Raw genomic sequence first — 20,674 nt, forward strand, 5'->3', positions numbered from 1 at the left:
CGCCGAAGCTGAAGGCGATCTGATGCCGCTCAAGCGGCCGGAAAATCCATCACCACGCCCAGTCCCCGGCCCTCGATGCCGGCCTCGAAGCGCAACGTGGCGCCGTGCAGCGCCGCGATGCGCGCCACGATCGACAGGCCCAGGCCGCTGCCGGCCTGGCCGCTGCCCAGCACGCGGTAGAAGCGCTCGGTGAGCCGCGCGCAATCGGCCTCGGACACGCCCGGGCCCTCGTCGCGCACGCTGATGCGCACGCTGCCGTCGACGGACGTGGCCTCGACCTGCACGCGGCCGCCCGGCCCGCCGTAGCGCAGCGCGTTGTCGACCAGGTTGCGCAGCGCGCTCTCGAGCAGCGCGGGATGCGCCTGCAGCAGCAGGCCGCCGCCACCGCACTGCAGGGCCGTGCCCGGCCACGCGGCGGCCAAGCGGCCCATGAGCGCATCGAGATCCACCGCTTCCGTCACCAGGGCCTCCGGCCGCTCGGGGTCGAGCCGGGCCAGCGCGAGCAGGCTCTCGGTCAGCGCGGTGCAGCGGTCGACCTCTTCGCGCAGGCCCTGCAGGTCGACCGGCGCGCCGCCCGGCGCGGCCTGCTGCCGCTGCATCAGCTGGATGCGCATGCGCAGCGCGGCCAGCGGCGTGCGCAGCTCGTGCGCCGCATCGGCGGTGAAGCGCCGCTCGGCCTGCAGCGCATGACCCAGCCGGCCCAGCACCAGGTTGAGCGCCCGCACGATCGGCAGCAGTTCGCGCGGTTCCGCGTCGGCGGCCACTGGGCTCAGGTCGTCGGGCGACTTGGCCGCGATGCGTTCGGCGGTGCGCTCCACCGGCTGCAGCAGCCGGCGGATCGCGAACCAGCAGAAGCCACCGAGCAGCACCAGCAGGCACAGCATCGGCCAGACCAGGTCCTCGGCCATCTCCTCGAGCAGCTCGAGGCGCTCGTCCCAGGGCTGGCCGATCTGCACCTGCGCGCCGCCGTCGGCGGTCCGCAGCAGGTAGACGCGCCAGGCCCGGCCGTCGACCCACACGTTCTCGTAGCCCTTGCGACGATCGAAGGCGCGCGAGAAGGGCTGCGCGGGCGCCTCGTCGGCCCGGTGCAGCACGCGACCGTCGCGCGACACCAGTTGGTAGTGCAGTTCGAGCTTAGCGGCCTGGCGGCGCTCGTCCAGATCGCCGGGCACGCTGCTCGGCGCCTGCGCCGTGCCGAGCACCAACACCAGCCGCGCGCCCTCCTTCAGCGCATCGTCGAACACCTCGCTGGTCTCGCGCCAGGCCACGTGCACCACCACCGCCAGGCTCACCAGCCAGACCGCCACGCTGGCGCCGAGGACCGAGGCGATCAGCCGTCGGCGCAGCGAATAGGCGCCGCGCGCGGCACGGCGCGCGGCGCGCCAGCGCTGGAAACGGGCACGCATCAAGCCACCGCGCCCAGGCCGTAGCCCTGGTTGCGCACGGTCACGATGAACTTGCTGCCCAGCTTCTTGCGCAGGTTGTAGACATGCACCTCGATCGCGTTGCTCTCGACCTCCTCGCCCCAGCCGTAGAGCGCCTCCTCGAGCTGGGCGCGGCTCTGCACCTGGGCACTGCGTCGCATCAGCGCCAGCAGCACCGCGAACTCGCGCGCGGTGAGCGGCACAGGTTCGCCGTCGCGCGTCACGCGCTTGGCGGCCGGGTCGAGCTCGACGCCGCCATGGCGCAGCGTGGGTGCCGGCTCACGCGCCTCGCGGCGCAAGGCGGCACGGATGCGGGCCGAGAGTTCCTCCAGGTCGAAGGGCTTGACCAGGTAGTCGTCGGCGCCCAGGTCCAGGCCTTCGACGCGGTCTTCGAGCGTGTCGCGCGCGGTGATCACGATCACCGGGATCGCCGCCCGCCGCGCCCGCAGCGCCGCGAGCACCGCCTCGCCCGCCATGCCAGGCAGGCCGCGGTCGAGCAGCAGGCACTGGTAGTCGTGCGTGCGCAGCGCCGTGTCGGCCTGGTCGCCGCGGCGCAGCCAGTCGACCGCGTAACCGTCGAGCTGCAGCCACGACTGGACCGTGGCGCCAAGGGAGGGATCGTCTTCGACCAGGAGGATGCGCATGGCGCAAGGCTAGCGCAGCGCGATGAAGCGAATCTGAGGCGCCGGCGCGCGATCCGGTTGACTTAGACTCTATTTAGATATATCGTTATCAAATCAGATAGAACGAAAGAATCCCATGCGACATTCCCACTCCCACCATTCCCACGGCCACCATCACGCGCGCATGGCCCGCAGCGAACACGAGGACGGCCTCGGCGGCGGTCGCGGTCCCCGCGGCGGCGGCGGCCGGATCTTCGGCCACGGCGGCCTGCGCTTCGTGCTGCTGCAGTTGATCGCCGACAAGCCCAGCCACGGCTACGAACTGATCAAGTCGATCGAGGACCGGCTCGGCGGCGCCTACAGCCCCAGCCCGGGCACGGTCTACCCCACGCTCACCCTGATGGAAGAACTGGGCTACCTCACGGTCGAGGAAGCCGATGCCGGCGGCCGCAAGCGCTACCGCATCACCGACACCGGCCAGGCTTTCCTGGCCGAAAACCGCGCCACCGCCGACGCCATGCTGACGCGGATGAACGGTGGCGTCGATGGCGCCGGCCCGCGGGCCGGCCGGCCGCCGCAGGTCATGCGGGCCATCGAGAACCTCAAGCTAGCCATGCGAATGCGACTCGCGCGTGAAGCGCTGACGCCGGCGCAAGCCAATGCCTTCGCCGCGGTGCTCGACCACGCCGCACAACAACTTGAACAGATTTGACCCACCCCCGTTGCTTGCCCACTGCGTGTGGCCGCCTCCCCCCTCAAGGGGGCCACACCGGCGGCCCGGCAAAGCCGGTTCCGCGGTGTGTCTGGCCAAGACCTGTTTCGCCTTTCATGGAGTTTTGATTTGAACGACACCACCAATGCCTCTTTCCCCGACCGCACACCGCAACGCGTGCGGCACCCGCTGCGCTTCCGTGAACTCGAAGTGCGGCAGGTCCAGCGCATCACGCCGCACCTGGTGCGCGTCACCGTCGGCGGCGACGCGCTCGAGGGCTTCACGAGCCCGGGCTTCGACGACCACGTGAAGCTCTTCTTCCCCGACGAGCAGACCGGCGTGCTCGCGCTGCCGACCGCCGGCCCCGAGGGCCCGATCTGGCCCGAGGGCGGCAGGCCCACGATGCGCGACTACACGCCGCGCCGCTTCGACGCCGCCGCGTGCACGCTGGAGATCGACTTCGCGCTGCACGAAGCCGGCCCGGCCACGCGCTGGGCCGAGCGCGCCGCGCCCGGCCACCGTCTCGGCGTGGGCGGACCGCGCGGCTCCTTCATCGTGCCGATGGCCTTCGACTGGCACCTGCTGATCGGCGACGACACCGCGCTGCCCGCGATCGCGCGCCGCCTGGCCGAGCTGCCGAAGGGCGCACGGGCCGTCGTGCTGGCCGAGGTCGAGAGCGAAGCCGATCACGTCGATCTGCCCAGCGAAGCCGACGTCGCCATCACCTGGGTGCACCGCTCGGGCGCCGCCCGCGGCACGCCACCGCTGCTGGCGGCGCTGCATGCGGCACGCCTGCCCACCGGCGCCTTCCATGCCTGGATCGGCTGCGAATCGGCGCACGCAAAGGCGCTGCGCGCCCACCTGATCGACGAGTGCCGCGCCAACCCGAAGTGGATCCGCGCCTCGGGCTACTGGCGCGACGGCAGCGCCGGCACGCACGACTCGCACGACGAGTAAGAACTCAGTCGGCCTGCGCCAGCGCCCATCCCACGTGCTCGCGCACCAGCGCGCTCGGGTGCTCGGCGCGTGAGGCCAGCGCCTCGGCCGCGTCGGCCTCCCCGGCGCGCAGCGCGTTGCCCAGTGCGACCGCGATGTTGCGCAGCCAGCGCTCGTGGCCGATGCGGCGGATCGGGCTGCCTTCGGTGTGGCGCAGGAATTCTTCCTCGCTCCACGCGAACAGCGCGCCCAGCGTGCGGCCGGTCAGGCCCTCGCGCGCATCGAAGTCGGGCAGCGCGCTCTTCTTCGCGAACTTGTTCCAGGGGCAGATCAGCTGGCAGTCGTCGCAGCCGTAGATGCGGTTGCCGATCAGCGGCCGCAGCTCGGCCGGGATCGCGCCCGGATGCTCGATGGTCAGGTAGGAGATGCAGCGCCGCGCGTCGAGCCGCTGCGGCGCGACGATGGCCTGGGTGGGGCAGACGTCGATGCAGGCGCTGCAGCTGCCGCAGTGCGGCGTGACCGGCGCGCTCTCGGGCAGCGCCATGTCGACGTAGATCTCGCCCAGGAAGAACATCGAGCCCGCGTCGCGGTCCAGCACCAGCGTGTGCTTGCCGCGCCAGCCCTGGCCGCTGCGCGAGGCCAGCTCGGCTTCGAGCACCGGCGCCGAATCGGTGAAGGCGCGGTGGCCGAAGGGGCCGACCTCCTCGGCGATGCGCGTGGCCAGCGTCGCGAGCCGGTTGCGCAGCACCTTGTGGTAGTCGCGGCCCCGCGCATAGACCGACACGATGGCCTCGCCCGGCCGCTCGAGCCGCGCGAATTCGACGGCCTGCCAGTCGGCTGGCGTGGCGCGCGGCAGGTAGTTCATGCGCGCGGTGATCACCGACACCGTGCCCGGCACCAGCTCGGCCGGCCGCGCGCGGCGCGTGCCGTGGGTCGCCATGTAATGCATCTCGCCATGGAACCCTTGGGCCAGCCATTGCATCAGACCCGGCTCGGCGCTCGACAGATCGACGCCCGCGATGCCGATTTGGGAGAATCCCAATTCCCGGGCCAAGGCCTGAATACGAAGAACGAGTGGATGGCTGCCGATCACCTGCCGATTGTAGAAACGCCCGAGGCGAAGCTCGCCACGCTGACCTGGCGCAGCGAGGCCGACACCGAGGCCTTCGCGCGCGCCCTCGCGGCGGCGCCCGGATTGCGCGATGCCTTCCTCGCGCTGCACGGCGACCTCGGGGCCGGCAAGACCACTTTCGTTCGCCATCTGCTGCGTGCGCTCGGCATCGCGGGACGCATCAAGAGCCCGACCTATGCCGTGGTCGAGCCGCACGAGGCGCCCGACGGATTGCTCATCTTCCACTTCGACTTCTATCGCTTCAGCGACCCGCGCGAATGGGAAGACGCGGGCTTTCGCGACATCTTCGCGGGCCCCGGCCTCAAGCTGGCCGAATGGCCCGACAACGCGGCCGGTCGACTGCCGCCTGCAGACCTCACCCTTAGGATCGACACCATGACCGACGACACCCGCACCGTGAACCTCCGCGCCGGCACGCCCCGCGGCAAGGCCCTGCTGGACGCCGCCGCTGCATGAAGAAGGCACAGAACCCCGACGGCGCACCGCGCCGCACCTTCCTCAAGGCCGGCAGCCTGGTGCTGCTGCTGGGCGTGCAGGAGATCGCGCGCGGCGCCACCATCATGGCGGTGCGCGTGTGGCCCGCCACCGACTACACCCGCGTCACCATCGAGTCCGACGGCCGGCTGCAGACCCAGCAGCTCGTGGTCGGCAGCCCGCCGCGGCTGGCGGTGGACATCGAGGGCATCGAGCTCAACCCGGCGCTGCGCGACCTGGTGGGCCAGATCAAGCCCGGCGACCCGTACATCAACGGCCTGCGCGTGGGCCAGTACGCACCGAACGTGGTGCGCATCGTGTTCGACCTCAAGCAGGCGGTGCAGCCGCAGGTGTTCTCGCTCGCGCCCATCGCGGCCTACCGGCACCGGCTGGTGCTCGACCTCTATCCCGAGCAACCCGTCGACCCGATGGAGGCGCTGATCGCCGAGCGGCTGCGCGACGCACCGCGCGCGGGCAGCGCCGTCGCGGCCGCGCCGCCCGCGGCCGACCCGCTGGGCGACCTGATGGCGCAGCAGGCGACGCGGCCCTCCGCTCCGCAGCCCTCTGCGCCGCCGCAGGTGGCCGCGGCGCCCGCCAGGCCGCCGGTCGCGCCCGTGCCGCCACCCGTGGCCCCGCCGCCACCGCCGCCGCGCGTGGCCGCCACGGCGAGCCGCACCGACCGCATCATCATCGTGGCGCTCGACCCCGGCCACGGCGGCGAGGACCCCGGTGCCATCGGCCCCAACGGCACGCGCGAGAAGGACATCGTGCTGCAGGTCGCGCACCGGCTGCGCGACCGCATCAACGCGGGCAACGTCAACGGCAGCCCGATGCGGGCCTTCCTCACGCGCGACGCCGACTTCTTCGTGCCGCTGGGCACGCGCGTGCAGAAGGCGCGGCGCGTGCAGGCCGACCTGTTCGTGAGCATCCATGCCGACGCCTTCACCACGCCGGCCGCGCGCGGCGCCAGCGTGTTCGCGCTGAGCCAGTCGGGCGCCTCGAGCAGCGCGGCGCGCTGGCTCGCGAACAAGGAGAACCAGGCCGACAAGGTGGGCGGGCTCAACGTGGGTGCGCACGAGGTGCAGGTGCAGCGCGCGCTGCTCGACATGAGCACCACCGCGCAGATCAACGACAGCCTCAAGCTCGGGAGCGCGATGCTGGGCGAGATCCGCAACATCGGCGCGCGGCTGCACAAGCCGCAGGTCGAACAGGCCGGCTTCGCGGTGCTCAAGGCGCCGGACATTCCCAGCGTGCTGGTCGAGACGGCCTTCATCAGCAACCCGGAAGAGGAAGCCAACCTGCGCAGCACCAAGTACCAGGAAGACCTGGCCGATGCGCTGATGCGCGGCATCCAGCGCTACTTCGCGCAGAACCCGCCGCTGGCGCGCAGCCGGCAGCTGTAGGACCGGTGGGCCCCGGGCCCCGCCGTGTCTCGCAAGGATGCCGCGCCCTCTCGCGCAGGGGGGCGCGGCCTGCGCCTACAACGGAATGCAGAGGCAGCCAGAGAATGGACGCATCACTCCTTGAAAGGTGCACACCATGAAGACACGTCTCTGGACCACGGCGGCCGTCGCCGCCACCGTCATGACTCTGGCCGGCTGCGCCGGCAACGGACCCAACCAGAACCTCGGCGTCGCAGGCGGCGCGGTCGGCGGTGCCCTGCTAGGCAACGCGATCGGCGGCAGCACGGCGGCCACCGTCGGCGGTGCCGCCATCGGCGGCCTGGTCGGCAACGAAGTGGGCCGCAATGCGGACCAGCGCAATCAGCAGCGCTACTACCCCAACAACGGGCCCCGGTACTAACTCTCCCCCGAGGCGTCGCGCACTTCGTGTCGCTAGCCCTCCCCCTTCCGGGGACGATACCGGCGGCCCGGCATAGCCGGTTCCGCGGTATCCCTGGAACAGTCAGAAGCGCGCCTCGGCGCGCTTCTTCCGTTTCGGGTGGTCGCTGCTCAGGGGTTGATGGTTGCCCGGGCCTTCTCGGCCCGGCCGGCGCGCCAGGCGCCGAAGATGGCGATCAGGCCGGGGATCAGGATCAGGCCCCAGATGATCTTTTCGAGGTGCTCGCGCACCAGCGGTAGGTTGCCGAAGAAGTAGCCGGCGGTGGCGATGCCCAGCACCCAGATCAACGCGCCCACCACATTGAAGAGCGTGAACTTGCCGCGCTCCATGGCAGCGACGCCGGCCACGAAGGGGGCGAAGGTGCGGATGAAGGGCATGAAGCGCGCGAGGATGATGGTCACGCCGCCGTAGCGTTCGTAGAAGCCATGGGCCTGGTCGAAGGCCTTCTTGTTGAAGAAGCGCGAGTCCTCCCACTGGAAGACCTTGGGCCCGAAGTAGCGGCCGATGGTGAAGTTGCACTGGTCGCCCAGGATCGCAGCGGCGATCAGGATCACACACGCGATCGGGAAGCTCATCAGGCCGATGCCGCACAGCGCCCCCACGATGAACAGCAGCGAGTCGCCGGGCAGGAAAGGCATCACCACGACGCCGGTCTCCACGAACACGATGGCGAAGAGCAGCGCATAGACCCACGGCCCGTAGGCGATCACGAAAGCCTCCAGGTGTTTGTCGATGTGAAGGATGAAGTCGACGAGAAAGCTGATGATTTCCATGGGCGCGGATTATCCTTGTTGAACCCGAACGCTCCGTGAATCCCCCCAATGCTGCACATCCGCGCCGCCACCGAGGCGGACTGGCCCGCTCTCTGGGCCGTCCTCGAACCGACCTTCCGCCGCGGCGACACCTACTCCTACCCGCCCGACATCACGGAAGAACAGGCGCGCAAGTCCTGGATAACCGTGCCCACCGCGATCTTCGTGGCCTGCGACGACCAGGGCACGGTGCTCGGCACCTACGCGATCCGGCCCAACCAGCCGGGCCAGGGCGCGCACGTGGGCAACTGCGGCTACGTGGTGTCCGACACCGCGCGCGGCCTGGGCGTGGCCTCGGCCCTGTGCGAACACTCGCAGCAGGAGGCGCTGCGCATGGGCTTCTGCGCGCTGCAGTTCAATTTCGTGGTGTCGACCAACGAGGGCGCGGTGCGGCTCTGGCGCAAGATGGGCTTCGCCATCGTCGGCACCTTGCCCGGCGCGTTCAGGCATCCGACGCTGGGCTTCGTCGATGCCTACGTCATATTCAAGCAGCTGAAGCGACCCGAATGAGAAACCACCCCACCCGGAGACACGCACGATGACAGGCACCTACATCCAGATGAACGCCGCCGACGGCAGCAGCACCTTTCGCGGCTACCTCGCACTGCCCGAAGGCGGCACCGGCCCGGGCCTGGTGATCGCCCAGGAAATCTTCGGCATCAACCACACGATGCGCGAGGTGGCCGACTACTACGCCGAGGAAGGCTATGTGGTGCTGGTGCCCGACCTGTTCTGGCGCCAGGAGCCGAACGTCGAACTCGGCTACAGCGAGGCCGACTGGCAGCGCGCCTTCGCGCTCTACGGCGGTTTCGACGAAGCCAGGGGCATGTAGGACATGCAGACCGCCATCGACGCACTGCGCGCCCGCAGCGAAGTGACCGACAGGAAGGTCGGCGTGCTGGGCTTCTGCCTGGGCGGCAAGCTGGCGTATCTGGCGGCCTGCCGCACCGATGCCGATGCGGTGGTCGGCTACTACGGTGTCGGCATCGACGCCGCGCTCGACGAGGCCGACAAGATCCGCTGCCCGCTCACGCTGCACATCGCCGAGCGAGACGGCTTCTGCCCGCCCGAGGCGCGCGAGCGCATCGTCGCCACGCTCAAGGGCCGGCCGGGTGTGTCGCTGTACGTCTACCCCGGCATGGACCACGCCTTCGCGCGTGCCGGCGGCGAGCATTTCCACAAGCCCTCGGCGCTGATGGCGCACGATCGCAGCATCGCCACGCTCAAGGGCGCGATCGGCCCGCACTACGACCTGTCGGCGCTGTGGGACAAGCACTGCGAGTACGAGTTCGGCACCCGCAACGTCGACGACACCATGTCGACCATGGTGCCCGAGCCTTATGTCAACCACATCCCGACCATGACCGGCGGCGTGGGCTACCGGGCGCTGCACGCCTTCTATACCAACCACTTCGTCAACAGCAACCCGCCCGACACCACGCTGACCTCGATCTCGCGCACCGTCGGCGCCACGCAGGTGGTCGACGAACTGCTGTTCTGCTTCACCCACACCACCGAGATCCCGTGGATGCTGCCGGGCGTCGCGCCGACCGGCAGGCGCGTCGAGGTGCCGCTGCTCGCGGTGATCAAGTTCCGCGGCAACAAGCTCTACCACGAGCACATCTACTGGGACCAGGCCAGCGTGCTGGTGCAGGTCGGCCTGCTCGACCCGAAGCTGCTGCCAGTCGCGGGCATCGAGACCGCGCGCAAGCTGCTGGACGAGAAGCTGCCTTCGAACACGCTGCTCGCGTGAACACCGGCGGATGAAGAAGGTCGACCCGCGGCTGCTGCAGGCCTTCGTGGCGGTCGCGCGCGAGGGCTCGGTGTCGCGCGGGGCGCAGCGCCTGTTCCTCACGCAGCCCGCGGTGAGCCTGCAGTTGAAGGAACTGGGCGCGCTGGTCGGGCTGGAACTGTTCCAGCGCACGCCCACCGGCCTGCTGCTCACGCGCGACGGCGCGGCCCTGCTCCAGCACGCCGAGCATGCGCTCGAAGGGCTCAACGACTTCGTGCTGGCGGCGGAACGCATGAAGGGCGGGGTGCGCGGATCGCTGCGCATCGGCACCATCCTCGATCCCGAGTTCACGCGGCTCAGCGCGCTGCTGGCGGAACTGGTGGCGCTGGCGCCCGAACTCGAGACCGAACTGCACCACGGCACCAGCGGCGAGGTGCTGGCCAGGCTGCTCGACAAGGAGCTGGACATCGGCTTCTACCTGGGCGACCCGAACGCGAGCGACCTGCCGCAGGCCAGCCCGGCGGCGCGGCGCAGCGCGGGCCGGAGCTTCCACTCGCAGGTGCTGAGCCCCTTCTCCTACCAGGTGATCGCCCCGCCCGGCTGGGCGCCGCAGGTCATGGGCCGCGACTGGCCCGACCTGGGCCGCCTGCCCTGGGTGCTGGCCCCGGCGAGTTCCTCGCACTCGCGCCTGCTGGCGCCGGTGCTGCAGGCGCACGGCTTGGTGCTGAAGAAGGCTGCGCAGGCCGACCAGGAGTCGTCGATGCTCGCGCTGGTGCGCGCGGGCGTGGGCATCTCGCTGGCGCGCGATGCGGTGGCGCTGCGCGCCAGCCAGCACGACGGCGTGGTGATCGCCGACCGGGTCGGCATCGACAGCGACCTGCGCTTCGTCTGCCTGGCCGCATCGCTCGAGCGCCCGGAAGTGGACTGCGCGATGCAGGCCCTCTCGCGCGCCTGGCGGCTCGCGCGCTAGGCCTTGGGCAGAATGCCGCCGGCGCCCTCGCGCACCGCCATGCGCTCGCGCGGCACGGCACGCGTGGCGGCCACCACCGTGCGCCAGCCCCTGGGCATCAGCGCCAGCATCAGGGCCGCCAGCAGCGCCGCGCTGCCCAGCGCGTAGAGCCCGGCGGCGGAACCGCCATGGTGCTGCTCGACGTGGGTGCGCAGGCTGGGCGCCACGAAGCCGCCCAAGTTGCCGATCGAATTCACCAGCGCGATGCCGGTGGCGATGCCCAGCCCCGACAGGCGCTCCGACAGGAAGGCATAGAAGATCGGCGTGCCCGACAGGTAGGTCGAGGCGCCGACCGACAGCGCCGCGATCGCGAAGATCGGTGAGCCGTGCGCCGACAGGCACACGCAGACACCGAAGACCGTGTAGAGCGAGGCCACGGTGACGCGGCGCCGCTCGTGGTGCCGGTCCGACCAGCGCGTGACGAAGAAGACCACGAACAGCGCCAGCAGCCAGGGGATGCTGGTGACCAGGCCCACCGTCAGCCCGATCTTCTGGCCCATGATCTGCGCCACCTGGGTCGGGAGATAGAAGATCAGGCCATAGGCCGCGATCTGCACGATGAAGAAGTTGAGCGCGAAGAACATCACCTTCGGGTTGCGCAACGTCTGCCACACCGTCTGCGGGCTGTGGACCGACTTCTTCGCCGCTTCCTCGTCGAGCACCGCCTGCAGCGCGTTCTGCTCGGCCGGCGTGAGCCACTTCGCATGCTGCGGCCGGTCGACGATCACGAAGAAGGCGACGAGGCCGACCACCACCGCCATCACGCCCTCGATCAGGAACATCCATTCCCAGCCCTTGAGGCCGCCGATGCCGTGCATGTCGAGCAGCGCGCCCGAGACCGGCCCGCCGATGACCAGCGCCCCCGCGAAGCCGAACAGCAGGATGCCGTTGGCCTGCGCCCGCACCTGGGCCGGGAACCAGTAGGTCTGCGTCAGCAGCACGCCCGGATAGAAGCCCGCCTCCGCGATGCCCAGCAGAAAGCGCAGCGCATAGAAGGACGTCTCGGTGGTCGCGAACATCATGGCCGAGGCCACGAGCCCCCAGCTCACCATGATCCGGCTGAGCCAGATGCGCGGGCCGACGCGCGAGAGGATCACGTTGCTCGGCACCTCGAAGAGCGCATAGCTCACGAAGAAGATGCCGGCGCCCAGCGCGAAGGCGCTGTCGCTGATGCCGGTGTCGATCTGCAGCGCGCTCTTGGCGAAACCGACATTGACCCGGTCGAGGATCGACATGATGTACATCACGATCAGCATCGGCAGCAGGCGCCATCGCGCCTTGCCGACGGCCGCGGTGACCAGGGTGCTGTAGGGGCTCATTCTCTTGTCTCCTGTTGTTCTATTGATCGGGCCCGGGCTCAGCCGCGTGCGAACGCGCCTTCGACCGGATTCGTCACCGAGCCCAGGCCGTCGATCTCGACCGTCACCACGTCGCCCCGCTTGAGGAAGCGCGGCGGCTTGAGGCCCAGCCCGACGCCGGCCGGCGTGCCGGTGAGGATCAGGTCGCCGGGCTCGAGCGTGATGGCGCGCGACAGGTAGGCGACCAGATAAGGCACGGAGAAAATCATCTCGCGCGTGTTCGAGGACTGCACCGCTTCGCCGTTGACCAGGCAGCGGATGCCGAGCGCCTGCACGTCGGCGATCTCGTCGCGCGTGACCAGCGCGGGCGCCAGCGGGCAGAAGCCGTCGAGCGACTTGCCGCGCACCCATTGCGCCTCGCCCAGTTGCACGTCGCGCGCACTCACGTCGTTGGCCGCGACATAGCCAAAGACATGCAACAGCGCATCGGCCTCGCTGACGCCGCGGGCACGGCGGCCGATCACGACACCGAGCTCGGCCTCTCAGTCGACCTGCGCGGTGAAGCCTTCGGGCCAGGTCAGCGCATCGCCGTCGGCGGCGAGCGTGTTGGTGAACTTGGCGAAGATCACCGGCTTGTCGGGGATCGCGAGGCCGGTCTCGATGCAGTGGTCGCGGTAGTTCGCGCCGACGCAGAGGATGTTCCTCGGCACGAAGGGCAACCCCGGTTTGACACTGGCCAGCGGCACGGCCTCACCCACGTCGCGCCAAGCCGCGCCCGCCACGATGTCCTGCATGCACCGTGCATCGACGAACTGCAGCGCATCGCCCTCTTTCACATGGCCCACGCGCAGGCCGTCCTGCGTGGGAACGCTCATCCATTTCATGTTGACTCCGGTTGGATTGAAAAAATACGGGGTGCGCGCGAGGGCACGCCGGGGCCGTACGGCCGTCGGCGTCTGCGTGCCCTGCGCACGCAGAGGGTTTGCCTAGTGATTGCGGCGCGGAATGCCCGCCGTCTGCGCCACGCGCTGGTACTTGGTCGCGGGCTTGAGCACCATGCCTTCGGACAGCGTGTCCACCATCGCGCGCTGGATTTCCTGCCACGGCGTCTGGCTCGCCGGGATCGGGTAGCCGCCTTTCGCTTCCAGCTGACGGGACCGTTCCTGCAGTTCCTCGTCGCTCACGAGCATGTTGACCGTGCGCTGCTTCAGGTCCACGCGCACCCGGTCGCCGGTCTGCAGCAGGGCCAGGCCCGCGCCCGCCGCGGCTTCGGGCGAGGCGTTCAGGATCGAGGGCGAACCCGAGGTGCCCGACTGCCGGCCGTCGCCGATGCAGGGCAGCGCCGAGACGCCGCTCTTGAGCAGGTGCGCGGGCGCGCGCATGTTCACCACTTCCGACGAACCCGGATGCCCGATGGGGCCGACCCCGCGCATGAACAGGATGCACGAGGCATCGATGTCCAGCGCCGGGTCCTCGATGCGGCGTTCGTAGTCTTCCGGGCCGTCGAAGACGATCGCGCGACCGACGAAGGCGTCGAGGTCGCCGGGCGCGCTGAGGTAGCGCGCCCTGAACTCGTCCGAGATCACGCTGGTCTTCATGATCGCGCTGTCGAACAGGTTGCCCGACATCACGAGGAAGCCGGCGTTCTCCCGCAGCGGCGCCTCGAAGGGCCGGATCACGTCGGCGTCTTTGATCCGTGCCTCGGCGCAGTTGGCGGCCAGCGTCTTGCCGTTGACCGTGAGCGCGTCGTCGCGGATCAGCCCGTGGCGATGCAGTTCCGCCACCACGGCCGGCACGCCGCCGGCGCGGAAGAACTCCTCGCCCAGGTACTTGCCGGCCGGCTGCATGTCGAGCAGCAAGGGCACGTCGAGCCCCACGGTCTCCCAGTCTTGAATCACCAGGTCGACGCCCGCGTGCTTGGCCACGGCGATCAGGTGGATGGGCGCATTGGTCGAGCCGCCGATGGCCGAGTTGACGACGATCGCGTTCTCGAAGGCCGCGCGCGTCAGGATGTCCGAGGGCTTGAGGTCCTCGCGCACCATCTCCACGATGCGGCGGCCGGTCTCGTAGGCCATCTGGCCGCGCTCGCGGTACGGTGCCGGAATGGCCGCGCAGCCCGGCAGGCTCATGCCCAGCGCTTCGGCCAGCGCGTTCATGGTCGAGGCCGTGCCCATCACGTTGCAATGGCCGATCGAGGGCACGGTGGAACCGACCAGGTCGATGTAGCCCGGGAAGTCGATGCTGCCCTTGGCGAACAGCTCGCGCGCCTTGAACAGCGTGGTGCCGGTGCCGGTGCGCTCCCCATCGTGCCAGCCGTTGAGCATCGGGCCGCCCGAGAGAACGATGGCCGGGATGTTCGCGGTGGCCGCTGCCATCAGCGCGGCCGGCGTGGTCTTGTCGCAGCCGGTGGTCAGCACCACGCCGTCGATCGGGTAGCCGGTCAGCGTCTCGACCAGGCCCAGGTAGGCCAGGTTGCGGTCGAGCGCGGCCGTGGGGCGGCGGCCGTTCTCCTGGATCGGGTGCATCGGGAACTCCATCGCGATGCCGCCCATCTCGCGGATGCCCTCGCGCACGCGCAGCGCCAGCTCACGGTGGTGGCGGTTGCAGGGCGTGAGGTCGGAGCCGCTCTGCGCGATGCCGATGATGGGCTTGCCGGACTGCAGCTCTTCCCGGGTGAGGCCGTAGTTCAGGTACCAGGCCAGGTGGAGCACCGAGAGTTCGCTGTGTTCGGGGTTGTTGAACCACGAGGCGGAGCGGAGGGGGCGGGGGGTCATTGCGGTCTGTCTCCTGTGCGTTGTCGTTGTGCGGCCGGAGCTTAGGTGGGCGATTCTTCGAGCGCCAATGAGATCGGTTGCGAGGCCGTATAAGCGTTCCAAATACACCCGATGCCCCGTCGGGTCCGCTGGCTTGCCCGCGCTTCTAGAATGCCCCGGTGAGCGCCCTTCCCTCTTCCAGCCCCCTGCCCGAACGCCGCCCGATCCGCGAGCTGCCCGACGAACTGATCAGCCAGATCGCGGCCGGCGAGGTGGTCGAACGGCCGGCCTCGGTGGTGCGTGAACTGGTCGACAACGCACTCGACGCCGGCGCCACGCAGGTCACGCTGCGGTTGTCGGCTGGCGGCGTGCGGCTGATTTCGGTGGAAGACGACGGCGGCGGCATTCCGCGCGAGGAGCTCAGCGTGGCGCTGCGCCGCCATGCCACCAGCAAGATCGCCAGCCTCGACGACCTCGAGACCGTGGGCACCATGGGCTTCCGGGGCGAGGCGCTGGCGGCCGTCAATTCGATCGCCGAACTCACGCTGCACTCGCGCGCCCGCGGCGCCGACGCGGCCTATGCGCTCGACGGCCGCACCGGCGAACTGCGCCAGGTCGCGCGTGCCGAGGGCACCACGGTCGAGGTGCGGGAGCTGTTCTATGCCACGCCCGCGCGCCGCAAGTTCCTCAAGACCGACGCCACCGAACTCGCGCATTGCGTGGAGGCGGTGCGCCGCCACGCGCTGGCACGGCCCGACGTCGGCTTCTCGGTCTGGCACGAGGGCAAGCTGGTCGAGCAATGGCGCGCCACCGGCACGCGCGATCCGCGGCTGTCGGACGCGCTGAGCGAGGATTTCGTGGCGAGGAGCGTCGCGGTCGACCACGAGCGCGGCGCGGTGCGCGTCGAAGGCCGGGCCGGCATCCCCGATGCGGCGCGCTCGCGCGGCGACCAGCAGTTCTTCTACGTCAACGGCCGCTTCGTGCGCGACAAGGTGCTCAACCACGCGGTGCGCAGCGCCTACGAAGACGTGCTACACGGCCAGCGGCAGCCGGTCTATGCGCTCTACCTGACCATCGACCCGGCCCGGGTCGACGTCAACGTGCACCCGACCAAGATCGAGGTGCGCTTCCGCGACGGCCGCGAGGTGCACCAGGCGGTGCGCCACGCGGTCGAGAATGCGCTGGCCGCACCGCGCGCGGGCGACGCCGAGGCACCGGCCGCCGTGCCGCTGTTCTCGCCGAGCTCGGCCGCCCCGGCCCCCAGCCTGCCCGCCTGGACCCAGCCGCGCATGCATTTCGCGGCCGAGCGCGGCACGGGCGACCTGGCGGCGATGTGGCCCTCGGCACCCGCGACCACACCGCAAACCACGGCCGACACGGCCATCGACGCGCCCGCGCCCTGGTCCGCGCCACGGCCGCAGCCCGCGGTGACGGCGCAGGCCGGTGCCACCGCGCCGCCTGCCGCCGACAGCGAACCCGTCTGGCCCCTGGGCCGCGCGCTGGCGCAGCTGCAGGGCATCTATATCCTGGCCGAGAACAGCCAGGGGCTGGTGATCGTCGACATGCACGCGGCGCACGAACGCATCGTCTACGAACGGCTCAAGGTCCAGCTCGAGGGCGCCGCCATCAGCAGCCAGCCGCTGCTGATTCCCGCCACTTTCGCCGCCACGCCGCAGGAAGTGGCGACCGCCGAGGCCTGCGCCGAGGTGCTGGCCACGCTGGGCCTGGAGGTCGAACCCTTCTCGCCGCGCACCTTGGCGGTGCGCGCGGTGCCGGGCACACTGGCCGAGGGCGACCCGGTCGAGCTGGCCCGCAGCGTGCTGGCCGAGCTGGCCCAGCACGATGCCAGCACGGTGGTGCAGCGGGCCCAGAACGAGCTGCTGTCGACCATGGCCTGCCACGGGGCAGTGCGGGCCAACCGCCAGCTCACGCTGGACGAGATGAACGGCCTGTTGCGCCAGATGGAGGCCACCGAGCGCTCCGACCAGTGCAACCACGGCCGGCCCACCTGGCGCCAGTTGAGCGTGCGTGAGCTCGACGGACTGTTCCTGCGCGGCAGGTAACAGAACCAATACAAGGGTTTCCGAGGGTCAGCGAAGCGGCGGGCACGCACGTTGCATGGTCTTCTGGTCGGAACTTTCCGCCTACCTGACCTGTCTGTCACCCCACGCATGAAACATTGGTCCCTGTTCGCCACGGCCACCGCCCTGATCGCCCTGCTGGCCGGTGGCTGCTCGACGCTCGACGAGCGCCAGCGTGAATGGATCTTCCAGCCCAGCGACCGCAGCTGGGGCAATTCGGAAGCCATGACCCAGGGCATGGAGGATGTCTGGATCGATTTCAGCTCCTCCGTGACCGGCGAGCCCGCCCGGCTGCACGGCCTCTGGCTGGGCGGCGCCCCGGAATCGGTCGACACCCCCGTGCTGCTGTACTTGCACGGTGCACGCTACAACGTGGCCGGTTCGGCCCCGCGCATGCGCCGGATGCACGAACTGGGCTTCTCGGTGCTGGCCATCGACTACCGCGGCTTCGGCAAGAGTTCGGCCGGCCTGCCGTCCGAGGAAACCGCCCGCGAGGACGCCCGCGCCGCCTGGACATGGCTGGCCGCGCGCCACCCGCAACAGCGTCGTTACATCTTCGGCCATTCGCTGGGCGGCGCCATCGGCATCGACCTGGCCGCGCACGTCAACGACGAGAGCGGCACCATCGTCGAGAGCACCTTCACCTCGATCGCCGACGTGGCCAGCAGCTTCAAGTGGGGCTGGCTGCCCTTCGGCCCTTTCATCACCCAGCGCTTCGAGGCCATCACCAAGGTCAAGGACATCGGCGCGCCGCTGCTGGTGGTGCACGGCACCGCCGACAGCCTGATCAACCCCACGCTGGGCCGCAAGCTCTACGAAGCCGCCCGGGTGCCCAAGATGTTCGTGCTGGTCGAAGGCGGTTCGCACCACAACACCAATTCGGTGGGCGCGGCCCAGTACCGGGCGGCCCTGTCGCAGCTGTTCCGCATGAAGCCGCCGGGCACCGAGGTGGCCGAGCTTCGCACGCACGGCCTCTGAGCGGCCCGCCGGCCCGGAATTCCGACGCCGGCTTTTGTTACCCTCGGGCGCATGCCGCCTTCCTCCCTTGCACCGGCGGCCGCGCCGGTCGCGTCGCCCGCGCTGATCGTCCTGACGCTGGCCCTGCTGCTGGGCATCCAGCCCGTCACCACCGACCTCTACCTGCCCGCCCTGCCGGCCCTGACCGCCGGCTTCGGCGCGCCCGTGGCCCATGCCCAGCTCACGCTCACGGCACTGCTGCTGGCCTTCGGGCTCTCGCAGCTGCTGCTGGGCCCGCTGTCCGACCGCTATGGCCGCCGGCCGGTGCTGCTCTGCGGCCTGGCTGCCTATGTCGTGGCGGCGGTGGGCGGCGCGCTGGCGCCGTCGATGGAATGGCTGATCGGCTGGCGCACCCTGCAGGGCGCCGCCATGGGCGCGGCCGTGATGGCGGCCCGCGCCATCGTGCGCGACCTGTACCTGCCGGCCGAGGGCGCGCGCGTGATGTCGCGTGCGCTCACCGGCCTGGGCGTGATCGCCTGCCTGTGCGCGCCGCTGGGCGGGCTGCTGTCGGACCTGGCCAACTGGCGCGTGGCCTTGCTGGCGCCGGCGCTGTTCGGCGCCGGCACGCTGGCGCTGGTCGCGCTGCGTTTCGAGGAGTCGCTGGCGCGGCGCAACCCCGAGGCGCTGGCGCCGCGCACGCTGCTGCGCACCTGGGCCATGGTGCTGCGCCACCCCACCTTCCTGGCCTTCTGCGCGCTCACCACCGCCTCCTATGCGGTGCTGTTCACCTTCCTCGCGGCCTCTTCCTTCGTCTTCATCCAGGTGCTGGGCCTGACGAAGACGCAGTACGGCCTGGTGATGCTCTGGAACTCGCTGGCCTACATCGCCGGCACCTTCGTCTGCCGATACTGGCTGCCGCGCCATGGCGTGCGCGGCAGCATCGCGCGCGGGGCGGTGCTCACGCTCAGCGGCGGCACGCTGATGGGCGGCCTGGCGCTGGCCGGTGTGCAGTCGGTGGCCGCGATCGTGGGCCCGCTCACGCTGGTGATGCTGGGCCACGGCGTGCACCAGCCCTGCGGCCAGAGCGGCGCGGTCGGGCCCTTCCCGCAGGCCGCCGGTGCCGCATCGGCGCTCAACGGCTTCGTGATGATGCTCGCGGCCTTCGGCATCGGCGGCTGGCTGGGCACGCACCTCGACGGCACGGTGCGGCCGCTGGCCTATGGCATGTGGTTCTGGAGCGTCTGCATCGCGCTGATCGGCTGGACCCTGGTTCAGAAGTATGGAGAAGCCCGTGGCGAATGACACCCAGGCGCCATCGGCCACGCGCTTCGCCGCCCTGGCCGGCCCCACCGCCGCCGGCAAGACCGCGGCTGCGCTCGCGGTGGCGCGGCGCCGGCCGGTGGAGATCGTCAGCGTCGACTCCGCGCTGGTCTACCGCGGCATGGACATCGGCACCGCCAAGCCCAGCGCGGCCGAGTTGGCCGAAGCGCCGCACCACCTGATCGACATCCGCGACCCGCGCGAGGCCTACAGCGCCGCCGCCTTCGTGGCCGACGCCACCCGGTTGATCGGCGAGATCAACGCCCGCGGTCGCCTGCCGCTGCTGGTGGGCGGCACCATGCTGTACTTCAAGGCACTGGCCGACGGCATCGACGCCATGCCCGCGGCCGACCCCGCGGTGCGCGCGATGCTCGAGGCCGAGGCCGCGACCCACGGTTGGCCCGCGATGCATGCGCGCCTGGCCGCGGTCGACCCGGTCACGGCCGCGCGGCTCGCGCCCAACGACAGCCAGCGCCTGCAGCGCGCGCTCGAGGTCTGGCACAGCAGCGGCCTGCCGCTGTCGCATTTCCATGCGGCCGCCGACAAGGTCCGCGGGCCGCAGGCCGCGGCCTTCGTGTCGCTCGAAGCCACCGAACGCAGCTGGCTGCACGGCCGCATCGCCGAACGCTTCGACGCCATGCTGGCCGGCGGCTTCCTGGCCGAGGTCGAGGCGCTGCGCGCGCGCGGCGACCTGGTGGCCGACCTGCCCTCGATGCGCTGCGTGGGCTACCGCCAGGCCTGGGAGGCGCTCGACGGCGACTGCCCGATGACCGAACTGCGCGAACGCGGCATCGCCGCCACGCGCCAGCTGGCCAAGCGCCAGATGACCTGGCTGCGCAGCATGCCGCAGCGCCAGGTGGTCGCGGCCGAAGCGCCCGACGCCATCGCGCAGGTGGTCGACCGCATCATGGGCATCGCATGACACTGCACATCGAAAACCTGGCCAAGCGCTATGGCGACGCGACCGTGTTCGCCGAGGTCTCGCTCACGGTGGCGGCGGGCGAGTTCGTCGCCATCGTGGGCGAATCGGGCGTGGGCAAGTCGACCCTGCTCAACTGCATGGCCGGCCTCGACACCTGGGACGCCGGGCGCATCGTGCACGACGCCACCGACATCGGCGCGCTCGACGCCGAAGCCTGCGCGATCTGGCGCCGCAGCCAGGTAGGCTTCGTGTTCCAGGCCTTCCATGTGCTGCCGCATCTGGACGTAGCGCAGAACGTGGGCCTGCCGCTGATGCTGCTGGGCCGGCGCGACGAGGCGCGCGTGGCGCGCATGCTGGAAGTGGTCGGCCTGGCCGGGCTCGGGGCGCGGCTGCCGCAGCAACTGAGCGGCGGCCAGCTGCAGCGCGTGGCCATCGCGCGCGCCCTGGTGCACCGCCCCGCCCTGCTGCTGGCCGACGAGCCCACCGGCAACCTCGACCCGACCACCGCGGCCAAGGTGATGGACGTGCTGCTGGCCCAGACCCGCGAGCACGGCGCCTCGCTGGTGCTGGTCACGCACTCCGAGGCGGCGGCGGCGCGGGCGGATCGCGTGCTGCACCTGACATCGCAAGGGATCGTGCGTGCGTGA

General features: G+C 70.6%; 18 protein-coding genes and 2 pseudogenes. 13 read left to right on the plus strand and 7 right to left on the minus strand.

Annotation, left to right across the window (positions count from 1 at the left end; all coding sequences use genetic code 11):
* Positions 1 to 29 precede the first annotated feature (29 nt).
* Positions 30 to 1,406: an ATP-binding protein gene (locus A9977_RS19455; RefSeq protein ID WP_183026529.1), complete on the minus strand. Its 1,377-nt coding sequence runs from the start codon at positions 1,404 to 1,406 to the stop codon at positions 30 to 32.
* Positions 1,406 to 2,068 carry a response regulator transcription factor gene (locus A9977_RS19460; RefSeq protein ID WP_183026530.1) on the minus strand — a complete coding sequence of 221 codons (663 nt, stop codon included), beginning with the start codon at positions 2,066 to 2,068 and terminating at the stop codon, positions 1,406 to 1,408. The genes A9977_RS19455 and A9977_RS19460 overlap by 1 nt, the downstream gene beginning before the upstream one ends.
* Positions 2,069 to 2,183: 115 nt before the next feature.
* Between A9977_RS19460 and A9977_RS19465 the strand changes: the two genes are divergently transcribed.
* Positions 2,184 to 2,759 carry a PadR family transcriptional regulator gene (locus A9977_RS19465; RefSeq protein ID WP_183026531.1) on the plus strand — a complete coding sequence of 192 codons (576 nt, stop codon included), beginning with the start codon at positions 2,184 to 2,186 and terminating at the stop codon, positions 2,757 to 2,759.
* A gap of 129 nt (positions 2,760 to 2,888) precedes the next feature.
* On the plus strand, positions 2,889 to 3,716 hold the full coding sequence (locus A9977_RS19470; protein WP_183026532.1) for a siderophore-interacting protein: 828 nt from the start codon (positions 2,889 to 2,891) through the stop codon (positions 3,714 to 3,716).
* 4 nt (positions 3,717 to 3,720) lie between these two features.
* Here A9977_RS19470 and queG read toward each other — a convergent pair whose 3' ends face one another.
* Positions 3,721 to 4,788, minus strand: coding sequence for a tRNA epoxyqueuosine(34) reductase QueG (queG, locus tag A9977_RS19475; RefSeq protein ID WP_183026533.1), 1,068 nt, complete (start codon positions 4,786 to 4,788; stop codon positions 3,721 to 3,723).
* On the opposite strand from queG, the gene tsaE reads away from it, so the two are divergent.
* The 3 genes from tsaE (at position 4,774) to A9977_RS19490 (ending at position 7,104) form a co-directional block, all read left to right on the plus strand.
* The gene (gene tsaE, locus A9977_RS19480) at positions 4,774 to 5,283 is read left to right on the plus strand and encodes a tRNA (adenosine(37)-N6)-threonylcarbamoyltransferase complex ATPase subunit type 1 TsaE (RefSeq protein WP_183026534.1); all 510 of its coding nucleotides are present in this window, start codon (positions 4,774 to 4,776) and stop codon (positions 5,281 to 5,283) included. The two genes, queG and tsaE, sit on opposite strands and share 15 nt — an antisense overlap.
* The gene (locus A9977_RS19485; RefSeq protein WP_183026535.1) at positions 5,280 to 6,704 is read left to right on the plus strand and encodes an N-acetylmuramoyl-L-alanine amidase; all 1,425 of its coding nucleotides are present in this window, start codon (positions 5,280 to 5,282) and stop codon (positions 6,702 to 6,704) included. Before tsaE ends, A9977_RS19485 begins: the two co-directional genes overlap by 4 nt.
* A gap of 136 nt (positions 6,705 to 6,840) precedes the next feature.
* Entirely contained in the window at positions 6,841 to 7,104 is a 264-nt protein-coding gene (locus A9977_RS19490; protein ID WP_183026536.1) for a glycine zipper domain-containing protein, read from the plus strand.
* 149 nt (positions 7,105 to 7,253) lie between these two features.
* Here the strand turns inward: A9977_RS19490 and A9977_RS19495 are convergent, their stop codons facing one another.
* Positions 7,254 to 7,916 carry a DedA family protein gene (locus A9977_RS19495; protein WP_183026537.1) on the minus strand — a complete coding sequence of 221 codons (663 nt, stop codon included), beginning with the start codon at positions 7,914 to 7,916 and terminating at the stop codon, positions 7,254 to 7,256.
* 48 nt (positions 7,917 to 7,964) lie between these two features.
* Between A9977_RS19495 and A9977_RS19500 the strand changes: the two genes are divergently transcribed.
* The 3 genes and pseudogenes from A9977_RS19500 to A9977_RS19510 all read left to right on the plus strand — a co-directional run bounded on the left by A9977_RS19500 (position 7,965) and on the right by A9977_RS19510 (position 10,657).
* Positions 7,965 to 8,465: a GNAT family N-acetyltransferase gene (locus A9977_RS19500; RefSeq protein WP_183026538.1), complete on the plus strand. Its 501-nt coding sequence runs from the start codon at positions 7,965 to 7,967 to the stop codon at positions 8,463 to 8,465.
* A gap of 28 nt (positions 8,466 to 8,493) precedes the next feature.
* Positions 8,494 to 9,708: pseudogene (locus tag A9977_RS19505) on the plus strand (dienelactone hydrolase family protein).
* A 10-nt stretch (positions 9,709 to 9,718) separates the two neighbouring features.
* Positions 9,719 to 10,657: a LysR family transcriptional regulator gene (locus A9977_RS19510; protein WP_183026539.1), complete on the plus strand. Its 939-nt coding sequence runs from the start codon at positions 9,719 to 9,721 to the stop codon at positions 10,655 to 10,657.
* On the opposite strand, the gene A9977_RS19515 is transcribed toward A9977_RS19510, so the two are convergent.
* From A9977_RS19515 to A9977_RS19530, 3 genes and pseudogenes are all read right to left on the minus strand, one after another.
* Positions 10,654 to 12,015 carry an MFS transporter gene (locus tag A9977_RS19515; RefSeq protein ID WP_183026540.1) on the minus strand — a complete coding sequence of 454 codons (1,362 nt, stop codon included), beginning with the start codon at positions 12,013 to 12,015 and terminating at the stop codon, positions 10,654 to 10,656. The two genes, A9977_RS19510 and A9977_RS19515, sit on opposite strands and share 4 nt — an antisense overlap.
* Positions 12,016 to 12,053: 38 nt before the next feature.
* Positions 12,054 to 12,878, minus strand: a pseudogene (locus tag A9977_RS34770) (fumarylacetoacetate hydrolase family protein).
* 102 nt (positions 12,879 to 12,980) lie between these two features.
* Positions 12,981 to 14,768, minus strand: a complete 1,788-nt coding sequence (locus tag A9977_RS19530) for an IlvD/Edd family dehydratase (RefSeq protein ID WP_183026543.1) — start codon at positions 14,766 to 14,768, stop codon at positions 12,981 to 12,983.
* Positions 14,769 to 14,926: 158 nt separating this feature from the next.
* Here A9977_RS19530 and mutL point away from each other — a divergent pair, with 158 nt between their 5' ends.
* The 5 genes from mutL to A9977_RS19555 all read left to right on the plus strand — a co-directional run bounded on the left by mutL (position 14,927) and on the right by A9977_RS19555 (position 20,674).
* Entirely contained in the window at positions 14,927 to 16,810 is a 1,884-nt protein-coding gene (mutL, locus tag A9977_RS19535) for a DNA mismatch repair endonuclease MutL (RefSeq protein ID WP_183026544.1), read from the plus strand.
* Between the two features lie 108 nt (positions 16,811 to 16,918).
* Positions 16,919 to 17,806, plus strand: coding sequence for an alpha/beta hydrolase (locus tag A9977_RS19540; RefSeq protein ID WP_183026545.1), 888 nt, complete (start codon positions 16,919 to 16,921; stop codon positions 17,804 to 17,806).
* Between the two features lie 51 nt (positions 17,807 to 17,857).
* Complete coding sequence (locus A9977_RS19545) at positions 17,858 to 19,087, plus strand: multidrug effflux MFS transporter (protein WP_183026546.1); 1,230 nt, start codon at positions 17,858 to 17,860, stop codon at positions 19,085 to 19,087.
* Positions 19,065 to 20,027, plus strand: coding sequence for a tRNA (adenosine(37)-N6)-dimethylallyltransferase MiaA (miaA, locus tag A9977_RS19550; protein WP_183026547.1), 963 nt, complete (start codon positions 19,065 to 19,067; stop codon positions 20,025 to 20,027). Before A9977_RS19545 ends, miaA begins: the two co-directional genes overlap by 23 nt.
* Positions 20,024 to 20,674 carry an ABC transporter ATP-binding protein gene (locus A9977_RS19555; protein WP_183026548.1) on the plus strand — a complete coding sequence of 217 codons (651 nt, stop codon included), beginning with the start codon at positions 20,024 to 20,026 and terminating at the stop codon, positions 20,672 to 20,674. The genes miaA and A9977_RS19555 overlap by 4 nt, the downstream gene beginning before the upstream one ends.

Origin of the sequence: Variovorax sp. UMC13 (assembly GCF_014170375.1) — a bacterium.
GTDB lineage: Bacteria > Pseudomonadota > Gammaproteobacteria > Burkholderiales > Burkholderiaceae_C > Variovorax.

Excerpts from the sequence above, each read along its gene's own strand:
- A9977_RS19455 (WP_183026529.1), bottom strand. The coding sequence starts at position 1,406 with ATGCGTGCCCGTTTCCAGCGCTGGCGCGCCGCGCGCCGTGCCGCGCGC.
- A9977_RS19490 (WP_183026536.1), top strand. The coding sequence starts at position 6,841 with ATGAAGACACGTCTCTGGACCACGGCGGCCGTCGCCGCCACCGTCATG.
- A9977_RS19515 (WP_183026540.1), bottom strand. The coding sequence starts at position 12,015 with ATGAGCCCCTACAGCACCCTGGTCACCGCGGCCGTCGGCAAGGCGCGA.
- tsaE (WP_183026534.1), top strand. The coding sequence starts at position 4,774 with ATGGCTGCCGATCACCTGCCGATTGTAGAAACGCCCGAGGCGAAGCTC.
- A9977_RS19460 (WP_183026530.1), bottom strand. The coding sequence starts at position 2,068 with ATGCGCATCCTCCTGGTCGAAGACGATCCCTCCCTTGGCGCCACGGTC.
- A9977_RS19530 (WP_183026543.1), bottom strand. The coding sequence starts at position 14,768 with ATGACCCCCCGCCCCCTCCGCTCCGCCTCGTGGTTCAACAACCCCGAA.
- A9977_RS19545 (WP_183026546.1), top strand. The coding sequence starts at position 17,858 with ATGCCGCCTTCCTCCCTTGCACCGGCGGCCGCGCCGGTCGCGTCGCCC.
- A9977_RS19540 (WP_183026545.1), top strand. The coding sequence starts at position 16,919 with ATGAAACATTGGTCCCTGTTCGCCACGGCCACCGCCCTGATCGCCCTG.
- A9977_RS19495 (WP_183026537.1), bottom strand. The coding sequence starts at position 7,916 with ATGGAAATCATCAGCTTTCTCGTCGACTTCATCCTTCACATCGACAAA.
- A9977_RS19465 (WP_183026531.1), top strand. The coding sequence starts at position 2,184 with ATGCGACATTCCCACTCCCACCATTCCCACGGCCACCATCACGCGCGC.
- A9977_RS19555 (WP_183026548.1), top strand. The coding sequence starts at position 20,024 with ATGACACTGCACATCGAAAACCTGGCCAAGCGCTATGGCGACGCGACC.
- A9977_RS19485 (WP_183026535.1), top strand. The coding sequence starts at position 5,280 with ATGAAGAAGGCACAGAACCCCGACGGCGCACCGCGCCGCACCTTCCTC.
- A9977_RS19500 (WP_183026538.1), top strand. The coding sequence starts at position 7,965 with ATGCTGCACATCCGCGCCGCCACCGAGGCGGACTGGCCCGCTCTCTGG.
- A9977_RS19510 (WP_183026539.1), top strand. The coding sequence starts at position 9,719 with ATGAAGAAGGTCGACCCGCGGCTGCTGCAGGCCTTCGTGGCGGTCGCG.
- miaA (WP_183026547.1), top strand. The coding sequence starts at position 19,065 with ATGGAGAAGCCCGTGGCGAATGACACCCAGGCGCCATCGGCCACGCGC.